General features: G+C 48.0%; 23 protein-coding genes. 9 read left to right on the forward strand and 14 right to left on the reverse strand.

Going from position 1 to position 26,431, the window contains the following annotated elements:
* Positions 1-17 precede the first annotated feature (17 nt).
* Together EKM87_RS02705 and EKM87_RS02710 are read left to right on the forward strand one after the other, a co-directional pair.
* The gene (locus EKM87_RS02705; RefSeq protein ID WP_125681588.1) at positions 18-971 is read left to right on the forward strand and encodes a Dyp-type peroxidase; all 954 of its coding nucleotides are present in this window, start codon (positions 18-20) and stop codon (positions 969-971) included.
* A gap of 324 nt (positions 972-1,295) precedes the next feature.
* Positions 1,296-2,528, forward strand: coding sequence for an MFS transporter (locus tag EKM87_RS02710; RefSeq protein WP_125681590.1), 1,233 nt, complete (start codon positions 1,296-1,298; stop codon positions 2,526-2,528).
* A gap of 674 nt (positions 2,529-3,202) precedes the next feature.
* On the opposite strand, the gene EKM87_RS02715 is transcribed toward EKM87_RS02710, so the two are convergent.
* Positions 3,203-3,685, reverse strand: a complete 483-nt coding sequence (locus tag EKM87_RS02715; protein WP_125681592.1) for an NAD(P)H-binding protein — start codon at positions 3,683-3,685, stop codon at positions 3,203-3,205.
* 408 nt (positions 3,686-4,093) lie between these two features.
* On the opposite strand from EKM87_RS02715, the gene EKM87_RS02720 reads away from it, so the two are divergent.
* The 5 genes from EKM87_RS02720 to EKM87_RS02740 all read left to right on the forward strand — a co-directional run bounded on the left by EKM87_RS02720 (position 4,094) and on the right by EKM87_RS02740 (position 9,167).
* Complete coding sequence (locus tag EKM87_RS02720; protein ID WP_125681594.1) at positions 4,094-5,299, forward strand: betaine/proline/choline family ABC transporter ATP-binding protein; 1,206 nt, start codon at positions 4,094-4,096, stop codon at positions 5,297-5,299.
* On the forward strand, positions 5,296-5,922 hold the full coding sequence (locus EKM87_RS02725) for an ABC transporter permease (protein WP_125681596.1): 627 nt from the start codon (positions 5,296-5,298) through the stop codon (positions 5,920-5,922). The genes EKM87_RS02720 and EKM87_RS02725 overlap by 4 nt, the downstream gene beginning before the upstream one ends.
* A gap of 10 nt (positions 5,923-5,932) precedes the next feature.
* A complete protein-coding gene (locus EKM87_RS02730) occupies positions 5,933-6,871 on the forward strand; it encodes an osmoprotectant ABC transporter substrate-binding protein (protein WP_125681597.1) in 939 nt (312 codons plus the stop codon).
* Between the two features lies 1 nt (position 6,872).
* Positions 6,873-7,535: an ABC transporter permease gene (locus EKM87_RS02735; RefSeq protein ID WP_125681599.1), complete on the forward strand. Its 663-nt coding sequence runs from the start codon at positions 6,873-6,875 to the stop codon at positions 7,533-7,535.
* A 291-nt stretch (positions 7,536-7,826) separates the two neighbouring features.
* The gene (locus EKM87_RS02740; protein ID WP_125681601.1) at positions 7,827-9,167 is read left to right on the forward strand and encodes a hypothetical protein; all 1,341 of its coding nucleotides are present in this window, start codon (positions 7,827-7,829) and stop codon (positions 9,165-9,167) included.
* A gap of 110 nt (positions 9,168-9,277) precedes the next feature.
* Here EKM87_RS02740 and EKM87_RS02745 read toward each other — a convergent pair whose 3' ends face one another.
* Together EKM87_RS02745 and EKM87_RS02750 are read right to left on the reverse strand one after the other, a co-directional pair.
* Positions 9,278-9,829 carry a hypothetical protein gene (locus EKM87_RS02745; RefSeq protein WP_125681603.1) on the reverse strand — a complete coding sequence of 184 codons (552 nt, stop codon included), beginning with the start codon at positions 9,827-9,829 and terminating at the stop codon, positions 9,278-9,280.
* 296 nt (positions 9,830-10,125) lie between these two features.
* On the reverse strand, positions 10,126-10,770 hold the full coding sequence (locus tag EKM87_RS02750) for a Crp/Fnr family transcriptional regulator (RefSeq protein ID WP_125681605.1): 645 nt from the start codon (positions 10,768-10,770) through the stop codon (positions 10,126-10,128).
* An 86-nt stretch (positions 10,771-10,856) separates the two neighbouring features.
* Between EKM87_RS02750 and EKM87_RS02755 the strand changes: the two genes are divergently transcribed.
* The gene (locus tag EKM87_RS02755; protein WP_125681608.1) at positions 10,857-11,414 is read left to right on the forward strand and encodes a hypothetical protein; all 558 of its coding nucleotides are present in this window, start codon (positions 10,857-10,859) and stop codon (positions 11,412-11,414) included.
* Positions 11,414-11,563, forward strand: coding sequence for a hypothetical protein (locus EKM87_RS12360; protein WP_164506418.1), 150 nt, complete (start codon positions 11,414-11,416; stop codon positions 11,561-11,563). The genes EKM87_RS02755 and EKM87_RS12360 overlap by 1 nt, the downstream gene beginning before the upstream one ends.
* Before the next feature lie 71 nt (positions 11,564-11,634).
* Here EKM87_RS12360 and EKM87_RS02760 read toward each other — a convergent pair whose 3' ends face one another.
* The 11 genes from EKM87_RS02760 to EKM87_RS02810 form a co-directional block, all read right to left on the reverse strand.
* Positions 11,635-13,392: a WxL domain-containing protein gene (locus EKM87_RS02760; protein ID WP_125681610.1), complete on the reverse strand. Its 1,758-nt coding sequence runs from the start codon at positions 13,390-13,392 to the stop codon at positions 11,635-11,637.
* A 6-nt stretch (positions 13,393-13,398) separates the two neighbouring features.
* The gene (locus tag EKM87_RS02765) at positions 13,399-13,836 is read right to left on the reverse strand and encodes an LPXTG cell wall anchor domain-containing protein (RefSeq protein WP_125681612.1); all 438 of its coding nucleotides are present in this window, start codon (positions 13,834-13,836) and stop codon (positions 13,399-13,401) included.
* Positions 13,837-13,861: 25 nt separating this feature from the next.
* Positions 13,862-14,887, reverse strand: a complete 1,026-nt coding sequence (locus EKM87_RS02770) for a DUF916 and DUF3324 domain-containing protein (RefSeq protein ID WP_225428382.1) — start codon at positions 14,885-14,887, stop codon at positions 13,862-13,864.
* 146 nt (positions 14,888-15,033) lie between these two features.
* A complete protein-coding gene (locus EKM87_RS02775; RefSeq protein WP_125681616.1) occupies positions 15,034-15,786 on the reverse strand; it encodes a WxL domain-containing protein in 753 nt (250 codons plus the stop codon).
* Positions 15,787-16,369: 583 nt separating this feature from the next.
* Complete coding sequence (locus EKM87_RS02780) at positions 16,370-18,061, reverse strand: autotransporter outer membrane beta-barrel domain-containing protein (protein ID WP_125681618.1); 1,692 nt, start codon at positions 18,059-18,061, stop codon at positions 16,370-16,372.
* Positions 18,058-18,483: an LPXTG cell wall anchor domain-containing protein gene (locus EKM87_RS02785; RefSeq protein ID WP_164506419.1), complete on the reverse strand. Its 426-nt coding sequence runs from the start codon at positions 18,481-18,483 to the stop codon at positions 18,058-18,060. The genes EKM87_RS02780 and EKM87_RS02785 overlap by 4 nt, the downstream gene beginning before the upstream one ends.
* Positions 18,484-18,813: 330 nt before the next feature.
* Positions 18,814-19,563: a WxL domain-containing protein gene (locus tag EKM87_RS02790; protein WP_125681622.1), complete on the reverse strand. Its 750-nt coding sequence runs from the start codon at positions 19,561-19,563 to the stop codon at positions 18,814-18,816.
* Between the two features lie 714 nt (positions 19,564-20,277).
* Positions 20,278-21,810 carry a hypothetical protein gene (locus tag EKM87_RS02795; RefSeq protein ID WP_125681624.1) on the reverse strand — a complete coding sequence of 511 codons (1,533 nt, stop codon included), beginning with the start codon at positions 21,808-21,810 and terminating at the stop codon, positions 20,278-20,280.
* A 142-nt stretch (positions 21,811-21,952) separates the two neighbouring features.
* Positions 21,953-22,801: a GRP family sugar transporter gene (locus EKM87_RS02800; protein ID WP_125681626.1), complete on the reverse strand. Its 849-nt coding sequence runs from the start codon at positions 22,799-22,801 to the stop codon at positions 21,953-21,955.
* 591 nt (positions 22,802-23,392) lie between these two features.
* Positions 23,393-23,785 carry a tautomerase family protein gene (locus EKM87_RS02805; RefSeq protein WP_125681627.1) on the reverse strand — a complete coding sequence of 131 codons (393 nt, stop codon included), beginning with the start codon at positions 23,783-23,785 and terminating at the stop codon, positions 23,393-23,395.
* Positions 23,786-24,103: 318 nt separating this feature from the next.
* A complete protein-coding gene (locus tag EKM87_RS02810) occupies positions 24,104-26,392 on the reverse strand; it encodes an ATP-binding cassette domain-containing protein (RefSeq protein WP_125681629.1) in 2,289 nt (762 codons plus the stop codon).
* Between the last annotated feature and the right edge of the window lie 39 nt (positions 26,393-26,431).

Below are 26,431 nucleotides of genomic sequence, written 5' to 3' on the forward strand. Positions count from 1 at the left end.
CAGAGGAGGAACCTTACATGCCTATTAATCCCGCCGATGCGCAAGATGTTTACCGCGATGCTGGTGACAACATCATGTTCACCACCTATCTGATTGACCGTGACCACCTCGATTCAGACCGTGACGCTCTCGCCGAATTTACCGACCGACTCGCGGCCATCGAACGAAGTATGGCCATCCGCTATCCAGACGCCCAGTTGAGAGTGGCATTTGGCATTGGGGCGACCGCTTGGCAACTCCTCTTTCCGACCGCTAATCGGCCCAAAGAACTCGTTGACTTTCAGGAGGTTCAGGGACCTAAATACACGGCACCTGCCACGCCAGGCGACCTGTTCCTCCACGTCCGCGCCAAGGAAATGGCCGTGGTTTATGAAGTTTTAGATCAGGCGCGCGAGTTTCTCCGCGACTGGACGACCGTCGTTGACGAAACACCGGGGTTCCGGTACTTTGAGGGCCGCGCCATCATCGGCTTTATTGACGGTACGGAAAACCCTGCCGGTCCCGACGCAACGCAGTACGCCCTGATTGGTGACGAAGACCCAGAATTCAGCAATGGTTCTTACGCCTTTGCCCAAAAGTACGAACACAATATGGACGCGTGGAACGCCCTCAAGACTGAAGACCAGGAAAAATCCATCGGTCGTCACAAATTTAGTGACCGCGAGTTGGAAGACGATGAAAAGCTACCTAACGCCCACAACATTGCTTCGCAGGATAACGAGGATGATATTGAACACAAAATCGTGCGGATGAACGTGCCCTATGCCCAGCCAGGTCATGGTATCGTGGGAACCTACTTCATCGGCTACGCGCGTCACTTCACCGTGACCCAACGCATGCTGAATAACATGTTCAGCCAAAGCGACCGGCTATTAGACTTCAGCACCCCCATCACGGGCAGTGCCTTCTTTATCCCATCGCGCCGGCTGCTTGAACGAATTGCCGCGGGTGATTACTTCCCAGAAGCTTAACCAATCACTGACTACCCAAAATAACAGCGAGTACGCCAACTAAACGGCGTACTCGCTGTTTGCGTTTAGTCATCACCATGATTGCCCGCCGTCATTTGGACTTCAAAAAACCTCCTAGCTCGTCCGTCATTCAAGAATTTTTGAATTCCACGCATCGCTATGGTCGCAACCACTTGCGAGCGCATACAAATAAGCACTAAGCGTTGACCTTCCAGGAATATGGGGGTATGTTAGTATGGTTGCCATTTCGATTAAGTCACGATTAGTTTGCGTTACTACGGGTAATCTCACTAATCAATTCATTCAATAAGGAGTTGAACCACTTTGGACGAAACTGAAAGAGAACACGGACTCTGGCGTCGTAATCTGCGGGTTCTCTGGTTTTGTACGTTCGTTGCCGGCATGGCTTTCAGTGAAATCATGCCATTTCTATCGTTATATATTAGTAGTTTAGGTGATTACACCAAGTCACAAGTCACCATGTATAGTGGGTTAGTCTACGCGGCCGACTTCTTTGTCAGCGCCATCGCATCCCCACTTTGGGGCATGGTCGCTGACCGTAAGGGTCGGAAACTCATGCTACTGCGGGCATCACTAGGAACGGCTGGTGCCATGGCGTTGATGGGATTTGCCACCAGCGTTTGGCAGTTGGTCGCTCTGCGAGCCCTCCAAGGGGTCTTCGCCGGTTTCATTTCCAACGCACAGGCTTTAGTCGCCTCACAGACACCGCGGAATCACAGTGGTGCTTCTCTCAGTACCCTCATGACCGGGGTTACCAGCGGAATGTTGCTGGGACCCGTCATCGGTGGTGTGTTAGCACAGGTCTTCTCAATTCGACTGACCTTCTTCATCACCGCCGCCCTGTTATTTATCACCTTTATCATGAGTTGGGTTTTAGTAGAAGAAAAGTTCAAACCGGTTCAGAAGAAACCAGCGGCCGAACGCAGCCACAATCCACTGGCCGCCTTTCCAAATCCCAAACTAATTTTGGTTCTTTTGACGTCCACCTTGATCGTCCAATTCGGGAACATTTCTATTTCTCCCATCATCAGTCTCTACGTCAAAGAACTGATGCATAACGTCGGCCCAATCACCGTGGTCGCCGGGGTCATTGCGGCCCTACCCGGGATTTCAAACATCTTTGCGTCACCACGACTGGGGCGTTATGGTGACGAGCACGGTTCTGGTAAGGTGCTCATCTTCGGTTACGTTTTCGCGTTTCTGATGTACCTGCCACAAGGGTTGGTCACCAGCGTCTGGGTCTTAGGGATTCTACGCTTCATGATCGGTATTTCCGACGGCGCCTTGTTCCCCGAAATCCAAACGTTATTGACTAAAAATTCGCCAGTCGAGTTGACCTCCACCGTCTTCAGTTGGAACCAGTCCTTTCAAGCAATTGGAAATATGCTGGGATCACTACTAGGTGGCTGGATTGCCGGGGTCTTCAACTACAATGCAGTCTTCTTCTCAACGGCGGCTCTCATGCTGATCAACCTCGCATTGATTTGGTGGCTCGTTCCAGAAATTCGCAAGTCTAAGGTCCAATCGGCCGCTTAATTACACGCACAAAATAGACGCTGTCGCAGAACGGCTTGATCTCATCAAGTCCTTCCGCGACAACGCCTATTTATTTTTGTTCAAAATTCGTATGGCCCGCACCAGCAGGTCAGGAATTTCGCTAGCTGTGGGGACCGGGGAAAGCCACAGAACGGTCTTTCCCCTCGACTTGAAGCCGCGCAGATCACGCGTCTCCAAGCTCGTCCCATGGCCTAAGCTGACAAAACAGTCAGCCAAGGCCATCGACACAGCTAGCTACATCCCTGACCTTCTGGTGCTACACTGTCCAACTTTACAAATAAATTAAGTAGTCGTGAAGCTGATAATATTTATCATAATTACTAAAACTCACTTGAGTATGCTAATTCAATGCTGAAATTTCGACAAATTTTTCCTACAAATAATCAGGTAACATTACCCAACTCCAATTAGCATTATCTAATCACTGCAGTTGCCAGCACCCCACTGCCATAACCGGAGGTCGCCAGGAATGGTGGCAGCTGTGTCGGTGTTCTTAGTCCGGTGAACTGTCGGACTTAGAACACGGGACGATCTTGGAAACTCGGTGGTCTTCCGAGGTTTCAAGTCGAGGAGTAAGACCGCTTCTCAGGCTTACTCCGGTCCCCACAGCAGACGCCATTACTGGCGGCCGCAGGTGACAATTAGTGGCGTGCTTACCCCGCGAACTTAGTTAGGGGCACGTCAGCATCGTCGCTCCCAAAAACCTTAACGGGAGCCGGATTAACTGCCAAGAGTGTGTTGATTTCGCCAAAACCATCCACGAGGTCAAAGTCCAGGCCAGCCGTCATCAGTTGCCGCCGGGCATCCCTAATTTGGCCAGGCAATTCAACGATGTCGTCGGTCCGACCGACCAACAACCGGTGCGTACCCGCGGCCTGTGCCGCAGTAATCAGCGTCGTCACCGTCTGGGTCAATTTGATAGTTGGCACCAAGGCCACCACCATGTCTTGGTCAAGCATGGCGGCCGTTAACCCACCCTCGTCCAGCGTCTCACCGGTCAGAGCCATGACGGATTGCGGCAAGTCGACCGCACTCGGTGTGTACACGGTTAAACTCACGTGATTATTTTGACTGAGTTGGCGGACAAAGGTTTGGCTGGTCGTGTCTAACGCCCCAGCAAGCAGGATTCGTTTCAAGGTCGTAACTCCCTTTCGTTTTGATGATGTTTCTTAGTATAAGGGGTTAGACTTAGTCGAAGGCAAGCCCTATTTTTAAAATAATTTCCGCTAAGATTAATAAGAAATTTCTTATTAAAAACTCATTTTTCTGAGCGAGTTTTGGAGGCGGTTCATTGCTTACTCCTATACGGGATAAGGGCTTACGTGAATTCGTTCACACTCACATATCATCAACAGTAGCAATGGTTATCTTTTGGATTGCGGGGGTAATTCGTGTACAATGAGTACTAATCGAGAGTTGAGAATTCAAATACGACCGGTCTCCAGGTTGCTTCGTGACTAACGCGTGCTGCCGGCACACCGATCGTTATTTTTACGCCGAAGAACTGTCGGCGAACGTGACACCATCACACAGGAGGTTAATCTATGCTACTTTCAATGGAACATCTACGTAAAGAATATCCTAACGGTAAAATAGCCGTCGACGACTTCAACTTAGAGGTCGACCGCGGCGAATTCATTGCCTTTATCGGAACGTCTGGCTCAGGCAAGACCACGACCATGCGGATGATCAATCGCATGCTCAATCAAACTTCCGGTACCATCAAGATCAACGGTAAGGATATTTCTAAGATGGATCCAGTCAAGCTCCGGCGGTCAATTGGCTACGTGATTCAAAACACCGGGCTGATGCCCCACATGACCATTCAAGAAAACATTGAAATGGTTCCGAAACTACTTGGCTGGTCCAAGGAAAAGCGCGAAGAACAAGCGCACAAAATGATTGCCCTGGCACAGTTGCCAGATGAAATGCTGCAACGCTACCCCGGAGAGCTCTCCGGTGGGCAGCAGCAACGGATTGGGGTCGTTCGCGCCCTAGCCGCCGATCAAGAACTCATTTTAATGGATGAACCCTTTGGGGCCTTGGACCCCATCACGCGTGAATCTCTCCAGGATTTGGTCAAGCATTTACAAAAAGACCTCGGCAAGACCTTCATCTTCGTCACCCATGATATGGATGAAGCGCTGAACCTCTCAACTAAGGTCGTTATCATGAGCCAGGGTAAGCAGGTCCAAGTCGACACACCCGAAAACATCTTACGCCACCCCGCCAACGAGTTCGTCACAAACTTGATTGGGGAGGAACGCCTGATCAGAGCGCAACCAAACATTCTGACGGTTAGTCAAATCATGTTAAAGAACCCCGCCGCCATCACTCCTGACAAGACGTTGGAAGACGCCATTGAACAAATGCATGAACGGCGAGTTGATACGCTGTTAGTTACCGACAAAACCGGTGTTCTGCAAGGCTTCGTTGACTTGGATGATATCAACCGTATCGCGGATGCCCATACGCCAGTCAGCCGGTTCACACAAGACCGGGTCTTCTACGTTAAGGCCAATGCGTTGATTGGTGATACCGTCGACCGCATCCTGAAAAAAGGTGTGAAGAACGTGCCCGTCGTCGACGAAGACAAACGCTTAGTCGGTATCGTCACGCGGACCGCCCTCGTGGATATCGTCTACGATGCCTTACATGGTGCACCCGACGCCAATGAGAAACCTGCTTCACCAATTAATGCTGATATCCATGCTGCCGCAACCCGTGAAGGAGGCGAAATGCCACAATGATGCACTTTTTAGCAACTTATGGGACTCAACTGCTCAGTAAGACGGGGCAACACCTGTTGATCTCCGCAGCTGCCCTGGGGCTAGGTGTCATCGTGGCCGTTCCGCTGGGAATCTTACTCACCCGCATGAAACACGGTGCTAACCTTGTAATGTCACTGGCCGGGGTGCTACAAACCATCCCCGCCATGGCCCTGTTAGCGATGATGATTCCCATCTTTGGTATCGGCTCCACGCCCGCCATTGTGGCCCTCTTCATTTACTCGTTGTTACCGATTCTCCGCAACACTTATTTAGGCATGCAAGGGGTCTCACCGACCGTCCGCGACGCTGCCAAAGGGATGGGAATGACTTGGTGGCAAATGATGACGCGGGCTGAGATTCCGTTGGCTGCGCCCGTCATCATGTCTGGTATTCGGCTCTCCGCCACCTACGTGATTGCTTGGGCGACGTTAGCTTCCTACATTGGTGCTGGTGGCCTCGGGGACTTCATTTTCAACGGGTTGAACCTTTACCGGTCCGACCTGATCCTCGGCGGCTCGATTCCCGTTATCCTGTTGGCGCTCCTGGTCGACTACCTGTTGGGTAAAGTGGAACGTGCCGTCATGCCTAAGCCATTACGATAGGAGGTCCGTTATGCGAAAACATTTACGCAAATGGCTCGCCGGACTTCTGGTAGTCATTGCAATATTACCGTTAAGTGGGTGCAGCTTCAGCTTTCCTGGGCTATCCGGTTCGGGCGATAACACCATCCGCATCGCCTCTCAGAACACGACTGAACAACAGATCATGGCCTACATGATTCAAGGCATGATCACCCACTACACCAAATTAGATTCAACCATCATCAACAACCTGGGGTCTGGTAACGTGAGTTTCAACGCCCTGAAGAATAAACAAGCTGACATCTCGTCCATTCGGTTCTACGGGACCGACCTGACGACCATCCTGAACGAAAAATTCGAACGGGACCCCGCCAAGGTCAAGACGACCGTCAGGGATGAATTTCAGAGCCGTTACCACATGACCTACCTTAAAAACTATGGGTTCTCAGATACGTACGCCTGGATGGTCAAGCAGAGTTACGCCAAGAAGCATAACTTACAGACGGTCAGTGACCTGCAAAAGCTTTCGCCCAATATGACCGTTGGGATCGACCAAATCTGGCAAAACCGTCAAGGAGACGGTTACCCCGCCTTCCAAAAGATGTACGGTTTCGGCTTTGGCAAAGTTTTGCCGATGCAGACCGGACTGCTCTACGACGCACTGTCTGCCGATAAAATGAACGCCATCTTGGGTTATTCCACCGACGGCCGGGTCTCCAGCTATCATTTGAAATTGCTGAAGGACGACAAGAACTTCTTCCCACCTTACGATGCCGCACCGGTTGCGACCGACGCCATCCTGAAGGCCCATCCGGAATTGAAGCCCGTCTTAAACCGGTTGGCCGGCAAGATTTCTTTGAAGACCATGCAGACCTTGAACTACAAGGTGGACGACCAACTCGAAGAACCACAGACCGTGGCCAACGACTTCTTGAAGGCGCACCACTACTTTGAAGGGGGGAACGACTAGTATGAAAGACATGGATCTGTTCAATCAGTTAATTTACTATTTTAGTCATAACGGGATGTACGTCCTCAGTCAATTCAACCAGACGTTCCTAGTTTCCATCTATGGCGTGCTTCTGGGCGCCATCGTGGGGATTCCGCTGGGTATTTGGATTTCCCAATACCGCCGGCTCTCACCAGTGATCATCGGGATTGCAAACGTGATTCAGACGGTGCCCTCACTGGCGATGCTGTCGATTCTGATGTTAGGATTGGGACTCGGGGAAAATACGGTAATTGCGACCGTCTTCCTCTACTCCCTCCTGCCAATCATCAAGAACACCTATACTGGGATGCTCAGTGTCGACGGCGACGTACTGGACGCTGGGAAAGGGATGGGGATGACGCGGTTCCAGGTCATGAAGACCATTCGGATTCCGCTGTCACTCTCCGTCATCATTGCTGGGATTCGTAACGCGCTGGTTATCGGAATTGGGATTACCGTTATCGGCTCGTTCATCGGTTCTGGTGGGCTCGGGGACATCATCGTCCGCGGGACCAACGCAACGAATGGTGGGGCCATCATCTTGGCCGGTGCATTGCCAACCGCTTTAATGGCAATCATCACCGACCTGGTACTGTCCTTCATCGAAAAACGCTTAACGCCGAAGACTTCTTCGGAGGGTTAATTTTAATTTGTTTGACGTCAGTATGCCGCTTGGGTATGCTGGCGTTTTTTGTTTGCTCCTAAATTGTTAGTCTTAGATCAAAGTGCAGGTAGTGGGCAGTTGGCCGCCTGTGGCTGCCAGGTAGTACGCTGTGGGGCAACCCATGTTCTAAGCGGCAAAACCGCTAAGAACATCGACACTGCGCACCACCTGGCTTCCTCCGGCTCTGAATTGCGTATCAATTTGAACGAGACCAATAAGTATCCAACTGGCGCATGATAACCTAACTAAAACACTAAAGGAGATGGTGAGGTGCACAGCGTCCGCCAAATGGGCATCGACTTCTCCGTCGGCACCCTCAACTTTTTAGCTAACATTGGCATCATGCTGCCCTACATCCTGATGCTACTAAAGTATCAACAGACCCAGAGTGAGACGTTTCTGATTGCCCTGGTTGCCTTCTACATTTCCCGAGCCGCCAGCATCTTCTACACCAAGCGGCTCAACCTGCGTTCTACGACCTATCTCATCGTGAGTCTAGTCTTTGGGGCCGTCGGTAGCCTGACGTTTGCCCTAAACAGTGCCGTTGGCTGGCTGATTGTCGGCAGTCTGTTGTGGGGCTACAGCGCCGCCACAATTTGGCCGTATTTTCTGACCGTCAAGCTCCACCTAAGTACCAGTTCCGGCTTCAAAATGAAGCGGCTTTACTGGGCCATCTTTCTAGGGCTGGGCCTCATCCTCGCTGTTGATCTGGCAGTGGGTCTCAATTACTCGCTGACTTTCATCCTGCTCGCCGTACTCTACTTGGCCGCAGTGCCCGGTGGCATCCTGCTTGATAACTTTACCAATGACTTTTATCAAAACCGCCATCTGCGGCCCCACCGGCTCCATCAAATTTGGCGGTGGGTGTTGTCCCTGATTGGGTTCGCAGCAATTGCCGTCCTGACCACTCTACGTAAGCAAAGCCTCAACCTCCCCGGCGGGCTGCTCTTGACGATCATTGCGGTGGCCCTCTTGGTCTTGGCCATCGAACTGTATAGCGACCGCCACGTGTTGCCCAACTACAAGATTCGCCTACTGAACCGCGGTTTTCTGGTCAGCCTGGTTTTGCTCTTCAACGGTTTCTTTGCCTACTTCTATTTTGGCACTGTTGGCATGTACGTGGTGTTTGCCCTGTATCTCGTCGGTTTTGAGACGGGTTACCCGGTCTTTCGTAAACTTGGTCACGGTGACCCCACTCGCGCTCTGAAGTACAGCCAAGTGGCTCTGGTGGCCGGTCACCTTTTTCTCCTGATTCCGTGGTGGCCAGCTTATGCGCTTGGCATCCCGTTCATCACCCTCTTCGTGGGCTACGATAACCCCACCATCAACGCCACCCTCTACGGCTTACCAGAAATCGATAGCGACACCGCTATCGTCCATAAATACCGGTTCTCCACCTATGGTGGTCTACTCTGCCAGCTAGTGCTCTTCGGACTCCTGATTGTCGTCAGCACGGTTCAGGGAACGTCTATTCTGGGATTCTTCAAACCCACGACAATCGCTAATTTCTGGCTGTATACTTGGACGTTAAGCTGGCCGTTGATCCTGATTTCCTTGGGGATTTCGATTGGCAATATTTGCCATGACCCTCATGAGGAGCAATCTCGTTAGGTATATCAGCATGCTGCTATCTAAGTGTGACCAAAAATAACACCGCGTTTAGGAAAAGATCCCAACCGCGGTGCTATTTTATGGCCTAATCCCCGATAACATGGAAAAGATTAATGCTTAGACCATTTCCAAGTCGGATGCCAACCGTACCCTTTAGAGGCATGGTGCATTGAATTGATAATAGTTAAGTAAATATTGTTGTTCGAATAATATGTAACGGTATGTTTATTTTTGAACTCCGGCATATACAGACTATCCATAGCATTTTCAGAATCACGGAAACTGTTGTTAACAACCTTGGTATGATGCGGTTTTACCGTAACGTACTTGTGAGGCCGATTGACATGAAAAGTTGAATCTTCATTATAATCATTATCTAACGGTGCAAAATAAAGTTTGGAAAAGTAGAATCTGACCGATTTTTTACTGCGATTCTTGATCTGAGTATCGTAAACCGCAACATTGTTCCAAGTGTTCGGGTTATTTGAAACGTGGCTCAGATGCCGATTGAACTTAAACCGGACGTAAACCCCGTGATAGGATGAGCCCCTAGCAATCGAACCATAATTGATGGTCTTAGCATTAGCGGTAGTTGAGGTCGTAGCTAATCCTAACCCCAGCGAAACCATTGCTAGACCAATAAATACAATGTTTCTTTTCATGTTCCAGCCCCCAATTTAATTACTCTTAAAAGAATATCATGGATACTAACAGTTTAATAGAACCAACATAGACGGCTAGGACAAAATCCTAACCACCGCTGCTGGTTCTATTTGTTCAATCGAAAGCTAGTCCCCAACACAGGCGATGCCGTCACAAACTGCCCATTACGTGGTGAGGTGATAGGACTGGTTAAAAAACTGGGGTGGCATGAATCGCTACACAGTTTTTCTGTTATCCGTTATAAATTATGGAGAAATCCCAGCCCCACCGTTCCCGAGTACTCAAAAACGTTAATCTACAGCAAAGTTACCCGTTTCCCCGCTAAAGCAATCAAACCATCATCTACCAGAAGTCCCAACTGGCGACTCAAAGTCTCCGGCGTAATACCCAGAAAACTAGCCAATTCCTTCTTCCGAACCGGCAACTCAAATTGTGCCGCCTGTTTTTCCCGACCGATCTGCTGGAGATAAGCCAATACCCGATTCTTAGATTTTAAATTACCAGTCAACGCTGACACGGACTCCAGTTCGGTTAGCCGCTCACCTAGGATATTCAACAAATTAAAGGCCACCGCGGGTTCCCGATGCATCAATGATTGAAAATCGTCCCGTCTGATGGAACAAATTTTAGCGTCCTCGACGACCTCGGCATAGTTAAAGTGATTCCGATTGGCAAACAGTGCCGCTTCGCTATCAATGGCACCATCCCGCAACATGTAGAGCACCTTCTCCTTACCATTTTCGTTGAGCTGATAGACTTTGACCCGTCCCTGATCGACAATCATCATTCGGTCAAGCTTGGTGGTGGGATCGTACAACACAGTCCCCTTCTTCACGGCCTGTTGGTGAACGGAAATCTTCGCCAGTTCAGCAATTGCAGCATCGTCCAATCCGCGAAAAATTGGGGCGCCCTGGACACATTTAAACGGTGAATGGGTCATCTTTTTCTTCCTTTCTTGATAATTATCAATTTTTTATTATTAGAATCATTATATACTAAGCTCATCAATTCGAGGAGGCTTTTCACATGAAAATTTATCAAGCAAATATCGTCCCATTAAATGACCAAGTTATTGGTACTGCCGCCCACGGGACGGCCCTGTTCACCGTCAATGGCGGCTCACTGACCATCAACATCGAGATGTTCGATACGCCAGCCAATCTCCAACACTGGGAACATTTTCACGGTTTTCCCGATGGCAAGCCGGCTGAAATTGCTACGGCTGCTCAGGACGTCAACCACGATGGCTTTGTCGACCTCCCCGAAACCGGTGCAGTATCCGGAACCACAATGGTCCCTTTCAACGACGCTCCTCACGAGATGGACATTCCCAACGATGCCTACCCAGTGTCCGACGCCAACGGCTACTTCGCGTACACTAAAGTGGTGCCCCTAGCTGCCCTGAGTAAAAAGTTCAAGGAAACCTTCAACGATAGTGACCTAGAACTTGATAAGCGGGTCATCTACATTCATGGTGTCACAGACGATGTAACGTTGCCAGAGACAGTTGCTGGGGCAGTCGGCCACTACTCAACTCACGTAACGTTACCCATCGCCGTCGGCAAGATTACGGCGCTCAACTAATGACTCGTCGAAAAACCTGGCGATTGATTGCCGTCATTTTTTACTTTGCCGTCTTCCTACTGGTGGCTTTCCATCAAGATATGCTCGCCATGTACGGCATGGCCCTAGGGATGTTGGTGGAAGCATTGATGCAATTCATTCAAAAATAGCCAACTAAATAGAGACCCATCACGGGAACCACAATAGGTAAGGTTCCCGTGATGGGTCTCTATTTATTCGGTTAAAAACCACTATTCACAATCGGTCTCGTCGACCCACTCTCTGAGCTGGCGTCCGCATTATTAACAATGCTACTATCAGACGAGTCATCGGTTGTGGTACCAGACATGTTCGGCACATTACCCAAGTACCAGGTAACGGTCCCTTGATAGGCGGTGGAAGCTGAACCGGAGTAAACATTTGGCATAGCATCCAGGTAAATCCCTTCGGGGGTCTTACTGGTATCACTCTTGGCTGTAGCCCAACCAGCCGCAATATTCTGCGGGTAGGTGGTACTACGGTCACGTTTACCAGAAGCCACTTGGACGATAGACGACATTGGTTCTTGATTGCCGTCAGTATCCACATAAACTAGATGGCCGTTCAGCGTACGGTTAGCGCCATCTTGAGACGTAAGTTCGGAAGCCTTGGCCGTAACATACCAGTTGGTATTAGCCGCCTGACTATCATCAATCTGGATATTCGGTTGATCAGCCGGTGCAATCAACGTTTCCTTAGATGGCACGGGAACTGACCCAAAGTTTAACCCACTCATGGTCCCGAACTTGAGCTGACCATCGCTTTTGGTAACGGTGATTGGTTGAGAACCATCGCTCTTAGTTCCTGGGGTAGCTACCAACGCCGCACTAACATCAATTATCATACTCTGCTTGTCGGTCAAACTAGCAATTTTAGTTGCTAAATCAGTAGTCGCGCTTGAAAAGGTCACGTCAGAGTTCACAACTGGATCTCCGTCATGAGTCACAGTGATTCCAGCCTCACCGACCAACCAATTCAAAACTTGGGCATCAGTCTTTGCAGATATATTGTCAGACACACTATCAGGATACATGGTTAAATTAGGATTAGCGACATGTATGTCTAGAACCGGAACAACGTAATCACCGGCCATAGAAATATCACCCATATCGTTATATTGATATAGGCTAGTTCCCTTTGGTGAAACTTTTCCAAGAGGGCCCCCAAGGTCAAAGCTGTATGTTCCATCTGCACTAACCGTTTTCGTCATTGTACTATCGACACCTGAAGCAGATGTCAAAATCATCATGACTGTCATACCTGGCATCCCAGTCCCAGAAATTAATGTATCTGAGGACTTTAACCTGGCAACATTTCCGCCACCACTTGAACCATACGTTGAATTTACTTTCAAGCCATGACCTGAATTGTCCCAGCCCGTAGTAACTGACTGGTTGGGATTAATTTCGGCATACTTCATATAAGCATAGTCTGCCTGATCACTGGTCTTCACATCAATACTAATTGAAATGGGCCAATAATCTCTCAAGTCACTTAAGTTCACATCAATTTCATAGTAACCGCTAGACATCGTAAAACTCTTGGTTGCTCCAGAAAAGAGACTCTTCATCGCAATTGAATCTAGTTTCTGAGACCTAGTGATATCTGCTCTAACATTCGTAATGTTCATTGAACCATTTCCAGGAACTGAAACAGTCCCCGAAAAAGCAACGTAAATTTTAGTTGTTTTATCAGTGAGCCGACCATCTTTAACATTATTTGCCGCCACCGAAACCAAGCTAGGCTTCATAGAAGACAATGATGACCACCCAGTTGATGAGGTTCCAGCAATTCTCAATGGTGAATTCCCATATCCTTTAAAAGTTACCGAATTTCCACTGATCAAGCTAGCACCTGCTGGTACAGTTGCCGCTTTCGCTGTTTGTTCGCTTACCAAACCAACACCCACAACAATGGTCAACAGTAAGCCAAGCTGAAGCATAATTTTCTTAAATCTCATCCTGACTCACTCCTTCTCCCGCAACAGGCGTGCCTGTTGGTAGATTAATAACGCTAAGATTAGCGCAATCAGGAGAAAGATGCCTACTAAGCTTGCCAGAAACATGCGCGCTTCACTGGTCTGTGGTAAACGACCAGCAACCGTATCAGCTGCTGCAGCTCTCAGGGTAGTCACTCCTGATCGACCGTTGCTTGTTGGTGGATTTAGGGCGTCACCAGCGCCTAAACCATTCTTATTTCTTTTCGTTCCATTGGGTATACTGCCATCGATAGTTGCTGGATCACCACCATGGGACAGATTCGATGTATGATTATCCGTAAATCGAATGCCCACCTGGGTAGTCCCACTACTATTGCTAACAGTCTGAGCGAGCGCTGATGTTCCCATCTCCAGACCAGAAGCCACTATAAGTAGCAAAACCAATCGCAAGAGAACCTTCTTCACAATCAACGCCCCCTTTCTTGTTTATTTATTTGTCACCATCTTCATCTTTCTTGTCACGACGACGCCGACGAATCAAGTAAATAATCAACAGAATCAGAAGTACCAGAATCAACATACCTAAGGCACCTAAAGCAATTAAAAGCCAAATACTAATCCCAGGATTTTCAATTGCATCATGGTTATATTTATTTGCCTGAGCCTGTGTAATAGTAAAGTCACGGTCAAAAACCCACTCATGGTCACTATTTTTAGCAACCATGTGTAAATGATAATGGCCTGCTTTTAAAGGCGTCTCCCCATAAAGCATAGGGTAATTGTAAACCGTGTTCGGGGCCATCAGGACATTTTTATTAGCATCCTTCTTGACGACACTTCCACCATCACGGTTGGTAATAGTGGAATTCACTTTTAGCTTAGGAATCATAACAGCCGTTGGGTTACGTAAATCTGCAATCACCCCACGACGCTTATACGATAGTCCTGCCGCTACTTTACCCAACTTCATGTTGGGATTGGGAACTTGTCCCTTAGTGTACTTCATCCCAACAACGTAGGTATATTCGTTGCGAATATTATCAGCACCTTTAACGGTTCCGGTAACCTTATTATCAACCCGTTTAAAGTACCAACCACCAAGAATGACACCATTAAAACTCGTCTTAGGCATCTTAACTGTTGCCGTGACGACCTTTGATCCGGCCGCTGGAATCGTGATGGTCTTTTTCCCTTGAATCTTAGTAATATCACTCATTTTGTAACGTAACGAAGAATCAAACGACTTTGCTGGTTTTACATACTCAACAGATCCACCAGAGTTCGTCCAGGCCGTATGAATCGCAGTTTTAACCTGAATATCCTTGTTTGTCACGTTGTAGATTCTAACCTGTAACGTCTGTGTTTGACCTGATTTCATTCTCAAATCAAAGAATGAATTGTTCTTGTTAATCTGATTTTTAGGAATTTTAGCAGAAACACTGTAACCAACATTATTCCCAGCAGCTTGTGCAGTTGTTTCAAATGTTACCCCAGCAACAACAATACTAATAGCCATCAAAAAGAATAGGCCAACTTTTTTAATTCCCTGCATCCTCGCACCTCTACATTAACCGATTTTATATACACCTATATAATACTACACATGCCAGAAAAAAAAGGCGCTCATTTAAATTCAATGAGCACCTTTAGTCATAATAAATATTAAGATTCTGGAGTGTCACCCAAAGTCCAGTTCAAGGTGCCAGTGTATGTGCCAGCCTTAACGTTAACTGGCAAGTTACTCAAGCTAATGTTGTCTGGGGCAATCTGCATAGCAGTCGTACCTGCACCATGACCTACAGCTGCAGAGTAAAGCATTTCTGCACTCCCACCAGTAGTTAAAGTCTTACTGTTGGATGCAATAGTGTCATCAGCAGAGTTCATAACCTTGTTCTTAGCATCAGTTGCAGCACCATTCAGTTGAAGAGAAGCACCAGTAATGGAAGAACCGTTGTCACCAGTTAAGTCAGAAGCAGTTACACTTACTTCCCAACCAGCGTTAGTCCCACGAGCATCACTAACTTCAGTTACTAAGTTAGCATTAGGGGTACCAGTACCGAAGTCCTGACTATCAACGCTTTCAGCTGTAAATGATTGGGCAGCTGCTTCCGTCTTAGTCGTAACAGATTGGTGAGTCCCAAAGTTGATGCCCTTTGAGACGTACAAGAAGGCTAAATCTCCGGCCTTACTTGGATCAGTAGCACCACCATGATCGGTCTTACCTGGATCCGTTTTTACAGGTGTGCTAGGGTTATCTGGATCAACTGGCGTAACTGGCGCAGTTGGCTTAGTGAATTCAACGCTGGTAGTTGTCTTACCAGTTGATGATGTAGTTGCGGCGCTTGCTGTGACTGGCGCTACGGCCCCGACTAATAATGCCCCGGCTAATACTAAACTGCTTAATGATTTTTTCATGATATCTGCACCCCTCTGTGTGATTTAGCTCTTCATTCCTCAACAATTAATTAATAACTTCACTCGATAGTAGGCACCAGTTCTCTAGCCATCCTAGTAATGACTATTTTGAAGAGTGGTATGAAGTGTAGGTCCTAAACCTTCGTTACACTTCCCTGTCTATGTAACAACATTATTATATTGCTTATATGTCGATATGTAAACAGTTTTTTTGAAAAAGTTCGATTTATTTTATATTTCTTGTTTTAAATATAAACACCGTCATGTCGCTAATCTTCGAGCCAATTTTTCTTTTCTTAATATTCCATGATCAATCTACTTTTGCCACCATCTGATAAATGTCCCAATTTATACTAGTCAGATTGTTTAATCTAAATCTGCATAACAGCAGTAATTGCCATCAATTCAAAACCATTGAATTTTACTGTTTTTACATTAAGTAATCCCTATAAACTAATATGATAGTATTACTGGTTCTTATTGTTTTTCTACCAAAGATAACTAGTAAAAAAGCAACGTTCTCATAATCAAGAACGTTGCTCACTCTAAACCTCTTATGAATAAATTGTTTTTCAGCCTAACGTTATTGTCCGGTTACTGAACTCTGACCAACAGTCCCAGGGGCATTAGTCAGCGACCAAGTAACTTCACCAGTATAAGTGGTCGACGTCGTCCCAGAATAAATATTAGGCGTTGCATCTAGGAAGATACCAGCCTTGCCTGCTGTATCCGTCGAGGTCGCCCACTTACCAGCAATGTCAAAGCTGTTACTACCAGATTGACGAGCTCCGGTAGCAACCGTAATATTCTGATCAGTCATTTGGTATTTATTACCATTGCTGTCCAAGTAAACTAATTTTCCAGCCAGTGTATGGCCATTGCCATCAGTCAGCGTGCTTGCATTAGCACTCACAGACCAATCAGAACTAGCTACCCGGGTGTCTTGAACGTTAACCGACAATCCCTTAGGGGCAATTAGAGTCTCCTTCATTGGAACAGCTTGACTACCAAAGTCCATGCCTTGACTGATATCGCCAAATTTTAGCTCGCCATCGTTTTTGGTTAGCTTAATTTCAACATTACTATTAGTCTTATCACCGGCAGTATCAGTTGCACCCACACTCAAAGTTGTGCTAGCACCATTAGCCAAGCTACCGATGGTCTTCGCCAGATTCGTATCATCACTAGTATATTTCAGGCCATCCGTATCTTCAGTAATAGCTTTCGAATCCTGCGTAACATTCATCCCGGCGTGGCTAACCAGCCAAGCATACACGGAATCATTCGTCGTCCCCATTGCTTCAACATCAGCGGGCGTGATATCCAGACTCTTATTCGTTGCATCAATTACCAATGGCTGTTTAGCCTGAACATAGGCCGTTCCAGTCTTAGAATCACCAAAATCATTCGTCTCAGTAAAGGTTAATTTACTACCGTCAGCGACATTCTTTAGTCCGTCGCCCACAGAAATAGAGAAATTCCCGTCAGAATCAGCTGTTGTGCTATACATTTTACTCGTTCCATCAGCACTCAAAACTGGAACACTAATGACCGCATTTTTGGCAGCTGTACCAGTAATTGTTGAATCGACCGTTTTAATCGTCGGATTGCCATCAGCGTTGGCGGTCGCCGTCCCTGTCACTTTAACTGGGGCCATCAAGGCTTCTGCCGTTGTATCAGCCTTAAGTGTCACAAAGGCACGTGGTACCGTGATTACAGTACCATAATCATCTGCAGTATACGTATATCCAACTAAGACTGGTAACCTGGATTTCGTTCCTAAATCAGAAAAATCTACATTGATTAACTGATAGCCACTAGGCGCTGTTACGCTGGCAACATTCGTCGCAATGTTTGGCGTCTTTGTACTTGCCGCTGAAGAAACATCATCACTTGTTCCCGCTCCGGTCGTTTTTAAAACATCAGCGTATACGCTCAGAAAGTTATGTCCATTCTTAAGTGTCATGGGTTTACCCATTAGGCCTAACGTATATGCTACATAAAGTTGGGTTGTCTTTCTGGTAATTCGACCGTTAATCGTATTATTCCCATAAATATCGCCCACAAGCATATTCTCTGACGTGTTAATACCATCGCTATCCCAACCAGGCGCCACGTTACCAGCATAGCCACCATTATCTATAGTAGAACCAGTTAGCTTAGCAAAACCAGTACTCGGTATACTGGCAGCCTTTGCAGTCCCTGTATAAACAAAACTAATTCCAAACACAGTTAAGAGCAAACCAAGAAAGATCAAAAACTTTCTAAATTTCATCTTGATTCACTCCCTTCCTGCAGTTTCCGCGCTTGCCGATAGATCAGTGCCAGCAAAAGTAAAACTATCAGTAAGAGAAAACCAACTAAACTCACTAACATCATTTGAGCTTCACTCGTCTGAGGCAATTTCCCAGCTACAATATCTGCAGCAGTGGCTTTTAACGTTTTAGCTCTAGAGTGCCTGTCAGGCGTAACCGTTGCACCTGATCCACCATTAGTCGGTTTCGGCTTAACGGGTCCATTTGGAACCCCAGTATCTCCGCCGCCACCACGTGTCACTTTAGTCGGCGAACTGGTAAACGTCACACCCGTAGTCGTGACACCACTACTATTCGTCGTACGAGCGAGCGCTGACGTTCCTGCACCGAAGCCAATCGCAACGATGATTACCAGTACTAGTCGTGTGATAATCTTTTTCACGGTCAACGCCCTCCTTTCCATAATTAAAGAGGTTATTTATAAGGTAATCATTTTTAACAGACATAAGTCGACTTCAAAAGAAGTTAAGCACACCTACAATCTAAACCCTAGTCATAATAATGCCATGCCCAAACTGTACGTATTGGTTAAAAATAATCTAACTACTCTATTCTTTTGTAAAACCCTTAAGGCCCTATACAAAATATCCAGAATCAACCATTCAAAAGCTAATTACAGCCTTTGAATGGTCATCAACCACTTTCTTATTCAACCTATGTAAGATAAAAGGATGCTCATTAAGCTAATGAGCACCCTCAGTCTTCGTAAATATTAACCTTCTGGAGTGTCACCCAAAGTCCAGTTTAAGGAACCCGTGTAAGTACCGGCCTTAACGTTAACTGGCAATTTGCCTAAAGTAATGTCGTTTGGGGCAATCTGCATAGCGCTGATACCAGCACCAGTACCTGCAGCTGCTGAGTACAGAATAGCACTGTCAGCACCAGTAGTTAATGTTGGGGTACCGGCCGTAATCTTGTCACCAGCAGAGTTCTTAAGAAATTCAGGGTTAGTGTTGGCAGCCAACTGGATTGAAGCACCAGTGATGGAAGAACCATTGTCACCAGTTAAGTTGGAAGCTGAAACAGAGACTTCCCAACCAGCGTTTGTCCCACGAGCATCACTAACTTCAGTAACTAAGTTTGGGTTAGCAGTCCCAGTACCGAAATCTTGGGTGTCAACCGTTTGAGCTTTAAATGACTGAGCATCAGCAGCTGCTTTGTCAGTCACTGACTGGTGACTCCCGAAGTTGATTCCTTTTGATACGTATAAGAAGGCTAAGTCGCCGGCCTTACTTGGGTCAGTGGCACCACCATTGTCACCACCATCTGGCGTCTTTGGATCAAGTGGCGTTGTTGGATCAGTTGGGTTAACTGGTGCCGTTGGTGCAGTTGGCTTAGTGAATTCAACACTAGTCGTCGTCTCTCCAGTTGAAGGTGTTGCTGCCGCGTTTGCCGTAACTGGTGCAACGGCCCCTAATAATAATGCTCCGGCTAATACTAAACTGCTTAATGACTTTTTCATAATTAATGCACCCCTCTATTTGTGTTTGTTCTTAAGTAATTCATGTCTAGTTCCATACGATAGTTGTTGCGCTCCCCGCTCGGTAAGTTATCCCTAGTGACAACCTGCTAGCTTCGAAGTTAACCAGAAGCTTCATCCCCTCAAAGATGTAACGCTTCTTTAACTATGTAACAACGTTAGTATATGACTTAGATGTCGATATGTAAACAGTTTTTTATAAAAAAGTTGAACTTTTTTTAAAAATAATTAGGAAGTCCATAAATACCGCCAATCCGGGCTGCATAGCAATTTCAAAGTGACTATTTGCACCGCTAATCATTCATATTAAGTGAGCACAATGCTATTTGTGTCCCAAAAATTTCGTATTTTCCTAGAAAGCGCTTCAGTCGTTGGTATAGTACTTTTTAAAAAGCACTCATCTTCCCTCAAATCGTTCAGGGGCATCGTAAATAACTGTAACCCGTATAAACTATTTCGTTAAGGTTCTGTCATAATTCTTCAATCCCAGCACCATTTAAAACGCTTACTATAAATTAAAAAACCGGACGGAGCACGTTTAGCTACTAAGCATCAATGACGAAAATTCTGGTCCGGGATTATTTGACGTTTGAGGTTAAGTTAAGCTGAGTTAGCCGCCTACTAACGCACGACTTGCAAAATAAAATTGGCAATAAGAAAAGGTCCAGGACTTTTATCCCGAACCCAGTCTTCAATTTATTTCTGTTTGAACAATTGCGTCACCAAGTTGTCAGTTGCCTGCTGGCGTTGGGCCCGTTGATCCGCCACTAACAACGTATACCGTTGCAGCGCCGACAGGGTTACCGCCTCAGCCTCAGCTGGTAAGGCATACAAGCGGTGATAAGCCTGAGCCGTTGCTGCAAAGTTCGGTTGCCGGTCCACTAACCGCCGCAATTGCTTGGGTGTGACGTGATTTTTCTTGGCTGGCACCCAGCCGGTCTTGGGTTGTCGCGCTAATCGTTCTGAAATAGCGATCTGTAACGCCTGAGGCCAGTCAGTTGGTAAGGCAACGCCGTTTACTAGTCGCTCCCGTAATGTCGCCAGTTCTAGATACACCTGTGCCGGAACCCGCTGTCCCTCCCAGCTGTCATGCAGCTGAGCTAAGCGACTCTGCCGTTCCGAAGGTGTGAGGTCGAACCCGACGGCTGCGTTGAACACGTCATCGTTCCAATCCCGCTGGCGTTGAGCCGCCAACTGCCGACTCACCTGATTCAAATCAGCTACTAAATAACGTGGCACAATCTGCAACCGCGCCGCCTGAATCTGACCAGTCCGGGCAAACTCCGTGGCCATGACGCCTAGCTGATAAGAATTTATTAGCCGTTGGAGGGAGCGAGGCATGTTCAGTTCGCCCAAGCGCTCCTTGAACCCAGCTAACGGTAAGTGCTGAACAATCAGCGTCGCCACTGCCTGCAAATACCCACGATAGTCAGTCGACGCCCGCAACCGTTGTTCCGCAGTCGTCTGAGCCTGGTTAGCTGCCGTCCACGCCGCTGCCGCTGCCTGTTCAGCAACTCGTTCATTGGCTGCTACCACCTGTTCCTGCTGTTTAATCTGAGCCGTTGCGGTCGCCTGATCAACGTCTCGTAGGATCTGATATTCCGTTAAATAGGGTGCCAACTGTTCCTCAGGCAGCGTTGGACTACGATGCTTCAGGTACCCGGTCACCGTTGACTTCGTTCCCTTTTTGACCCAGTGTTGGCGGCGCTGATGGCTCTGCGGCAAGTGTGGCAACGCCTGATTATCCCACAAAATTTCTGGCACCTGTGGGTAGTGCGCGGTCAAGTCATCGTACTGCGCAACCGCGTGGAAATTATCCTCCGTCGTGATTGTCATCAGGTACTGCATTTCATCGCTCATAAACTTCTTGACGCACTCAGACCCCACCACAATTTCATGGCCGTCCGTTCGCAACACCACGTGATATTCATAACGCACCGGCTTATGGCACAGCGCACAGTGGCGCCAATCCGTGCGGTGATCACTGTCGTTGATGGCGTATGGCAATCGCGCCAGCAACTTCCACGCCTCACTCCCCTGTACCAGCCACGCCACCCGCTGGTCTAACAGGAGCTGACGGGCCGAGCGGGACAGAAACTCACTGCTGTCTTTTATAGTCGGGTGGTCGCGCAGTAGCGGCATCACCCTAGTCAAATCCGGCAACTGTAGGGCCGGCTGACTCAATTGTAGGAACCGGTTCTCAGCCGGCGTCAAAATAGTCGTTGCCATCAGAAACTTCTCCTCTGTGATGAAAATAGTCTTTTAAGCATACCATATTTCGACGGCAAAAGAACATACGTTTTCTCGAAAGTTGCGGTCCTTCCGGTAAAGTAAAAGCACGCGGCTACTTCGCCACGTGCCAGTAATCTTATTAAATTTGTACCATCACCACAGCGCCAAAGATCAAGATGGCTAACCCTGCCGTAGTTGGCTTTAATTGTTTGGCATCGGCTTCCCGCAGAATCACAATCCCCAGAATCGTCGAGACCACCACGTTCAACTGAGTCAGAATAAACGCGTTGACTAGGCCGTTTAATCGTAGTGAAATCAGGTAGGTGGCTGCCGCCACAGAGAAAATCAGACCTGACGTGATATTCCGCACGCCCCACGCATCGTTGCCTGAAAACTTCTTACGACCACCCAAGTAGATGAAGAACGAGGTCGTCAGCATCCCCAATGACTGTGGCAGGAACCCATTTAACCCCGTCGCACCCGAAACGAAGTGGGGAAACGCCGAGTAACCCCAGTAGCCTGCCGCCGTGACCAGCAACAGTAGGTACGCCCCCAACTGATCACGTGCAATCTGGATCATACCGTTAGTCACCATGACGCCAATGAGAATGATAATCAACGCTAAGATTCCCAGCAGGCTATCATGCCAACCGGCCCACTCGCCGAAGGCCCAACCACCAATCAGAGAATTACCAATGATTTGAAACGCCGTCGATACGGGAACGGCATTGCTGACGCCCAGGCGCGTGTACCCCCAATACTGACCGCCCTGGCCAATGCTCCAACAGGCACCGGACAGATAGTACAACAAAAAGTCCGGCCAACTAATGTGAAACCGAAAAATCAGCTGCAGAATGATCGCACTGATGACGATTCCTGAGCTGGTACCAAGAAGTTGTTGTAAAAAGCTACCGCCTGTTTTCTTTTGCATCCAGATGGGCAGGACGCCCCAGAACAGGGCGGGCAGCAGACTAATCAGTAAGTTCATATGTATTTACCCGCTTCTTCTTTAGTGACGGTTCTAAATGGTAAATATCGCTTTACCAGCCACCCAATATAGGCTGGAGCGGTGCCGGCACAATTTTGCGTCTCAAAACTTGCCCTTATTCTAAGCAGAAGCGCCCCGGCTAAAATATCGAGGCGACTGAGCCGATATTGAGTGGTTTTTCGGTTCAACACTGCCTTTCATCGCTTTATTGCTTTAGTAACTGCAATATTGCCAGCAATGACGGCAGTCCAGTCAACGATGATACCACCCATGTATGGTTATCGTACGCCAGTCTTGAAAGCGCTGTCAATGACTATTCTACAAGTTTTTTTAAGTCTACCCCGAACTCTCAGAAATCAGAAGAGAGTGCGCCAAAAGGCGGTTAGTCAATGAGCATTAACGTCGATAGGCGAGCAATCCCGGTCCTGGATTGTTTGTTTATCGGGGTTAAGCAAAGTTGATTGCCTTTTGGCGCACGTTTCGACCATGCATGTTCGGAGCACAAAAAAGGTTTGAGACTTTTGTCTCAAACCCTAGTTTCTTCTATAGATTACTTTCTGGTAGTATCACCCATATCGCTCACGCTTCTAGTTAGCCTAATCTGCCAGTCATAAACTGCGCTTCACCATCACCAAAGCTCCAGTCAGCCTTCGTGTTACTGGTAATGTTAACCATCACGTCACTAGGAGCAACGCCAGCAACGGCTGCTAATTCCTTGACCAACCGCGCGTAGAACCGTTCCTTATCCCCTTCGTCACGAGGACTGGACGTCAGGCTAAAGACCAACACCTTATCCGTGCGATCAAAGCCCAAACCCACGTCTTCAATGATCATTTCTTCTGGATCGTGTTGCGTGACGATTTGATAACGGTCCCGCGGTAGTAAATGTAATTCTTCGGTCGCAACTTTGTAAGAGATATCCAGAATGTTTTTGATTTCAGCTTTACTCCGACCTCTGAACATATCGATGCGCATTAATGGCATTATCTACAACCCCTTTTCGATTCTTCTGTGACTCACGGTGAGTTACTATTGCTGACTCAGTTTTATAACTAACCCAGCTTGGATTCCCGCTTATTTATAAGAGACGTTCCTTAATAACCTGATTTAGTTTACTGCGGAATAGGTGCGACTAAATTGATATTTATCAAGGAATCTATTGGCTACTTGCGATAACTTAATTAGGGCAGGTGATTTTCTATGGCTGAAACGTGCTCTGGAAAGCAGTCAGCTCCGCTTAACAGCGATAGGGCCAAAATCCAGGACCGGGATTTTCACCCTATCCCCGTTAATGCTCACTGACTAACCGCCTTCCAGACCACTCTTATTCTCAATCCACGCCTTCAACGCTACCCCCGTCCGGGACGTTGCTACCTTAACTGACTCTCTAGGCGTGCCGCTATACTGAATCTGGCCACCATACCGACCAGCGTCCGGGCCAACGTCAATTAACCAGTCAGCCTGGCCAATCACTGCCAAGTTATGTTCGATGATAATCAACGAGTTTCCTGCGGCGACCAGCTCGTTGAACAAGGTCATCAGGCGTGCTGTATCCTTCAAATGTAACCCAGCCGTGGGTTCATCCAACAGATAAATCGTTCCCTTCTTACCTAACTCAACGGCTAGTTTCAACCGCTGTAGCTCCCCACCAGATAGCGTGGTCAGGGGTTGGGCCAACGTCAAATACCCTAAGCCAACGCGGTCCAAGTTGTGTAGTTTAGCGGCTACCTTGGGCGAACCTGCAAAGAACGTCGCTGCAGCCGTCACCGACATCTGGAGGACCTCAGCAATGTTCTTTCCATGATAACTATACTGCAGCGCCTCCTCACTGTACCGCTTACCCTGACACAGCTCACAGGTCTGCACGACCGGGTCCATGAACGCCATGTTGGTAATTGTGACGCCTTTCCCCTTACACCGTGGGCAGGCCCCTTTACCGTTGTAACTAAACCAACTGGTCCCCACACGGTCATTGGCCTGACTAAATATCTTTCGAATCTCATCCAAAATACCTAGGTAGGTGGCTGGCGTCGAACGGATATTGATGCCGACGGGTGCCTGCGCTAAGTCGATGTAGTCCGTGGTCAACTGCTCGCGCAGTGCCGAAACCAACGACGATTTTCCTGACCCAGCGACCCCAGAGATGACCGTCATCACCCCTAGAGGGACGTCCACGTCGACCCCTTTTAAGTTATTCCGGGTGACGTTTCTCAGGGCTAAATGGCCTTTGGGTTGCCGCTCAGTGCCCCATTGATGGGCCTTCCGTAACCAAGTCCCAGTCAATGTGGCCGATGCCAATAACTCTGGGTAGGTTCCGGTAAACGTCACGGTTCCTCCACCTTGACCAGCCTGTGGTCCCATCTCAACGACATAATCGGCAAAGTCGATCATTGCGGGATTATGTTCAACAACTAAGACGGTATTGCCCTTATCCTTCAACCGGGTCAATGCCTGTTTGATCAATTGAATATCATGGGGATGCAACCCTACACTGGGTTCATCCAAGATATAAACCATGTCGACCAACGCACTCGTCAAGTATTTGGCAATCTTAATCCGTTGGGCTTCTCCACCGGACAAGGAACTTGTGCCGCGATCCAACGTCAAATAGCCCAGCCCAATATCGACCAACGACTGAATCTTAGTCGAAAGTTCTCGCACCACATCTGTCGCTAACGGCTCCGTGATTCCGTCCAAGAATTTTAGCACGTGACGCAGGTCCATAGCAGAAACTTCTGCAATATTTTGCCCATTAATATGATTGGTCAAAACCTCTGGTCGTAACCGGGTTCCGTGACAAACGGGGCAGGGCTTTCGGGTAACGATGGCCGCAATGGCTTCACGATGGTGTTCCGCTTCCTTCTTGCCAATCACCGATCGCCGAATCCGGGGCACCACGCCTTCATAGAGGGCTGTGCGGGGGAACCCCTCACCAGGATGCTCTAGTCGTTGCTGAGGCGCATGCATCAGAAGTTCATATTCTTCCTTGGTGTAGTCTTTAATTGGCTTATCGTCGTCAAACAAGCCACTGGTTCCGTACCGTCGCCAGCGCCAGGTGTCAGGCCCAAAACTGACAAATGTAATGGCCCCCTGATTCAGCGACTTCTCTGGATCAATCAACTTGCTCTCATCAATGTCGTCGACGTAGCCTAACCCCTGACAAGCCGGACACATCCCTTGCGGCAGGTTAAACGAAAATGTATCGGAATAGCCGATGAAGGGTTTACCGATACGCGAAAATAACAGTCGCAGGAGGGAGTAAATTCCGGTATAGGTTGCCAGTGTGGACCGCGCGTTCTTACCCAACCGCTGCTGCTCGATCACAATCGCCACTGGTAGGTGTTCAATGTCTTTCACGTGGGGTTGCCCGAACTTCGGCAAGTACTGTTGTGTAAAGCTTGGAAAGGTCTCGTTTAACTCCCGTCGTGATGCTGCCGCAATCGTATCGAATACCAATGACGACTTACCCGACCCAGACAAGCCCACAAATACCGTCGTTTCATACTTAGGTACCCGCAAATCAACGTGCTTCAAATTATTTTGCGTGGCGTCTTGAATCTCTATGTATCCCTGATCAAAAATTTTATCCATACGAAACTCCTCTCTGACGCGTCTTCTCTTCTCACCCGT

Source organism: Levilactobacillus yonginensis, from assembly GCF_003946265.1.
Lineage (GTDB): Bacteria > Bacillota > Bacilli > Lactobacillales > Lactobacillaceae > Levilactobacillus > Levilactobacillus yonginensis.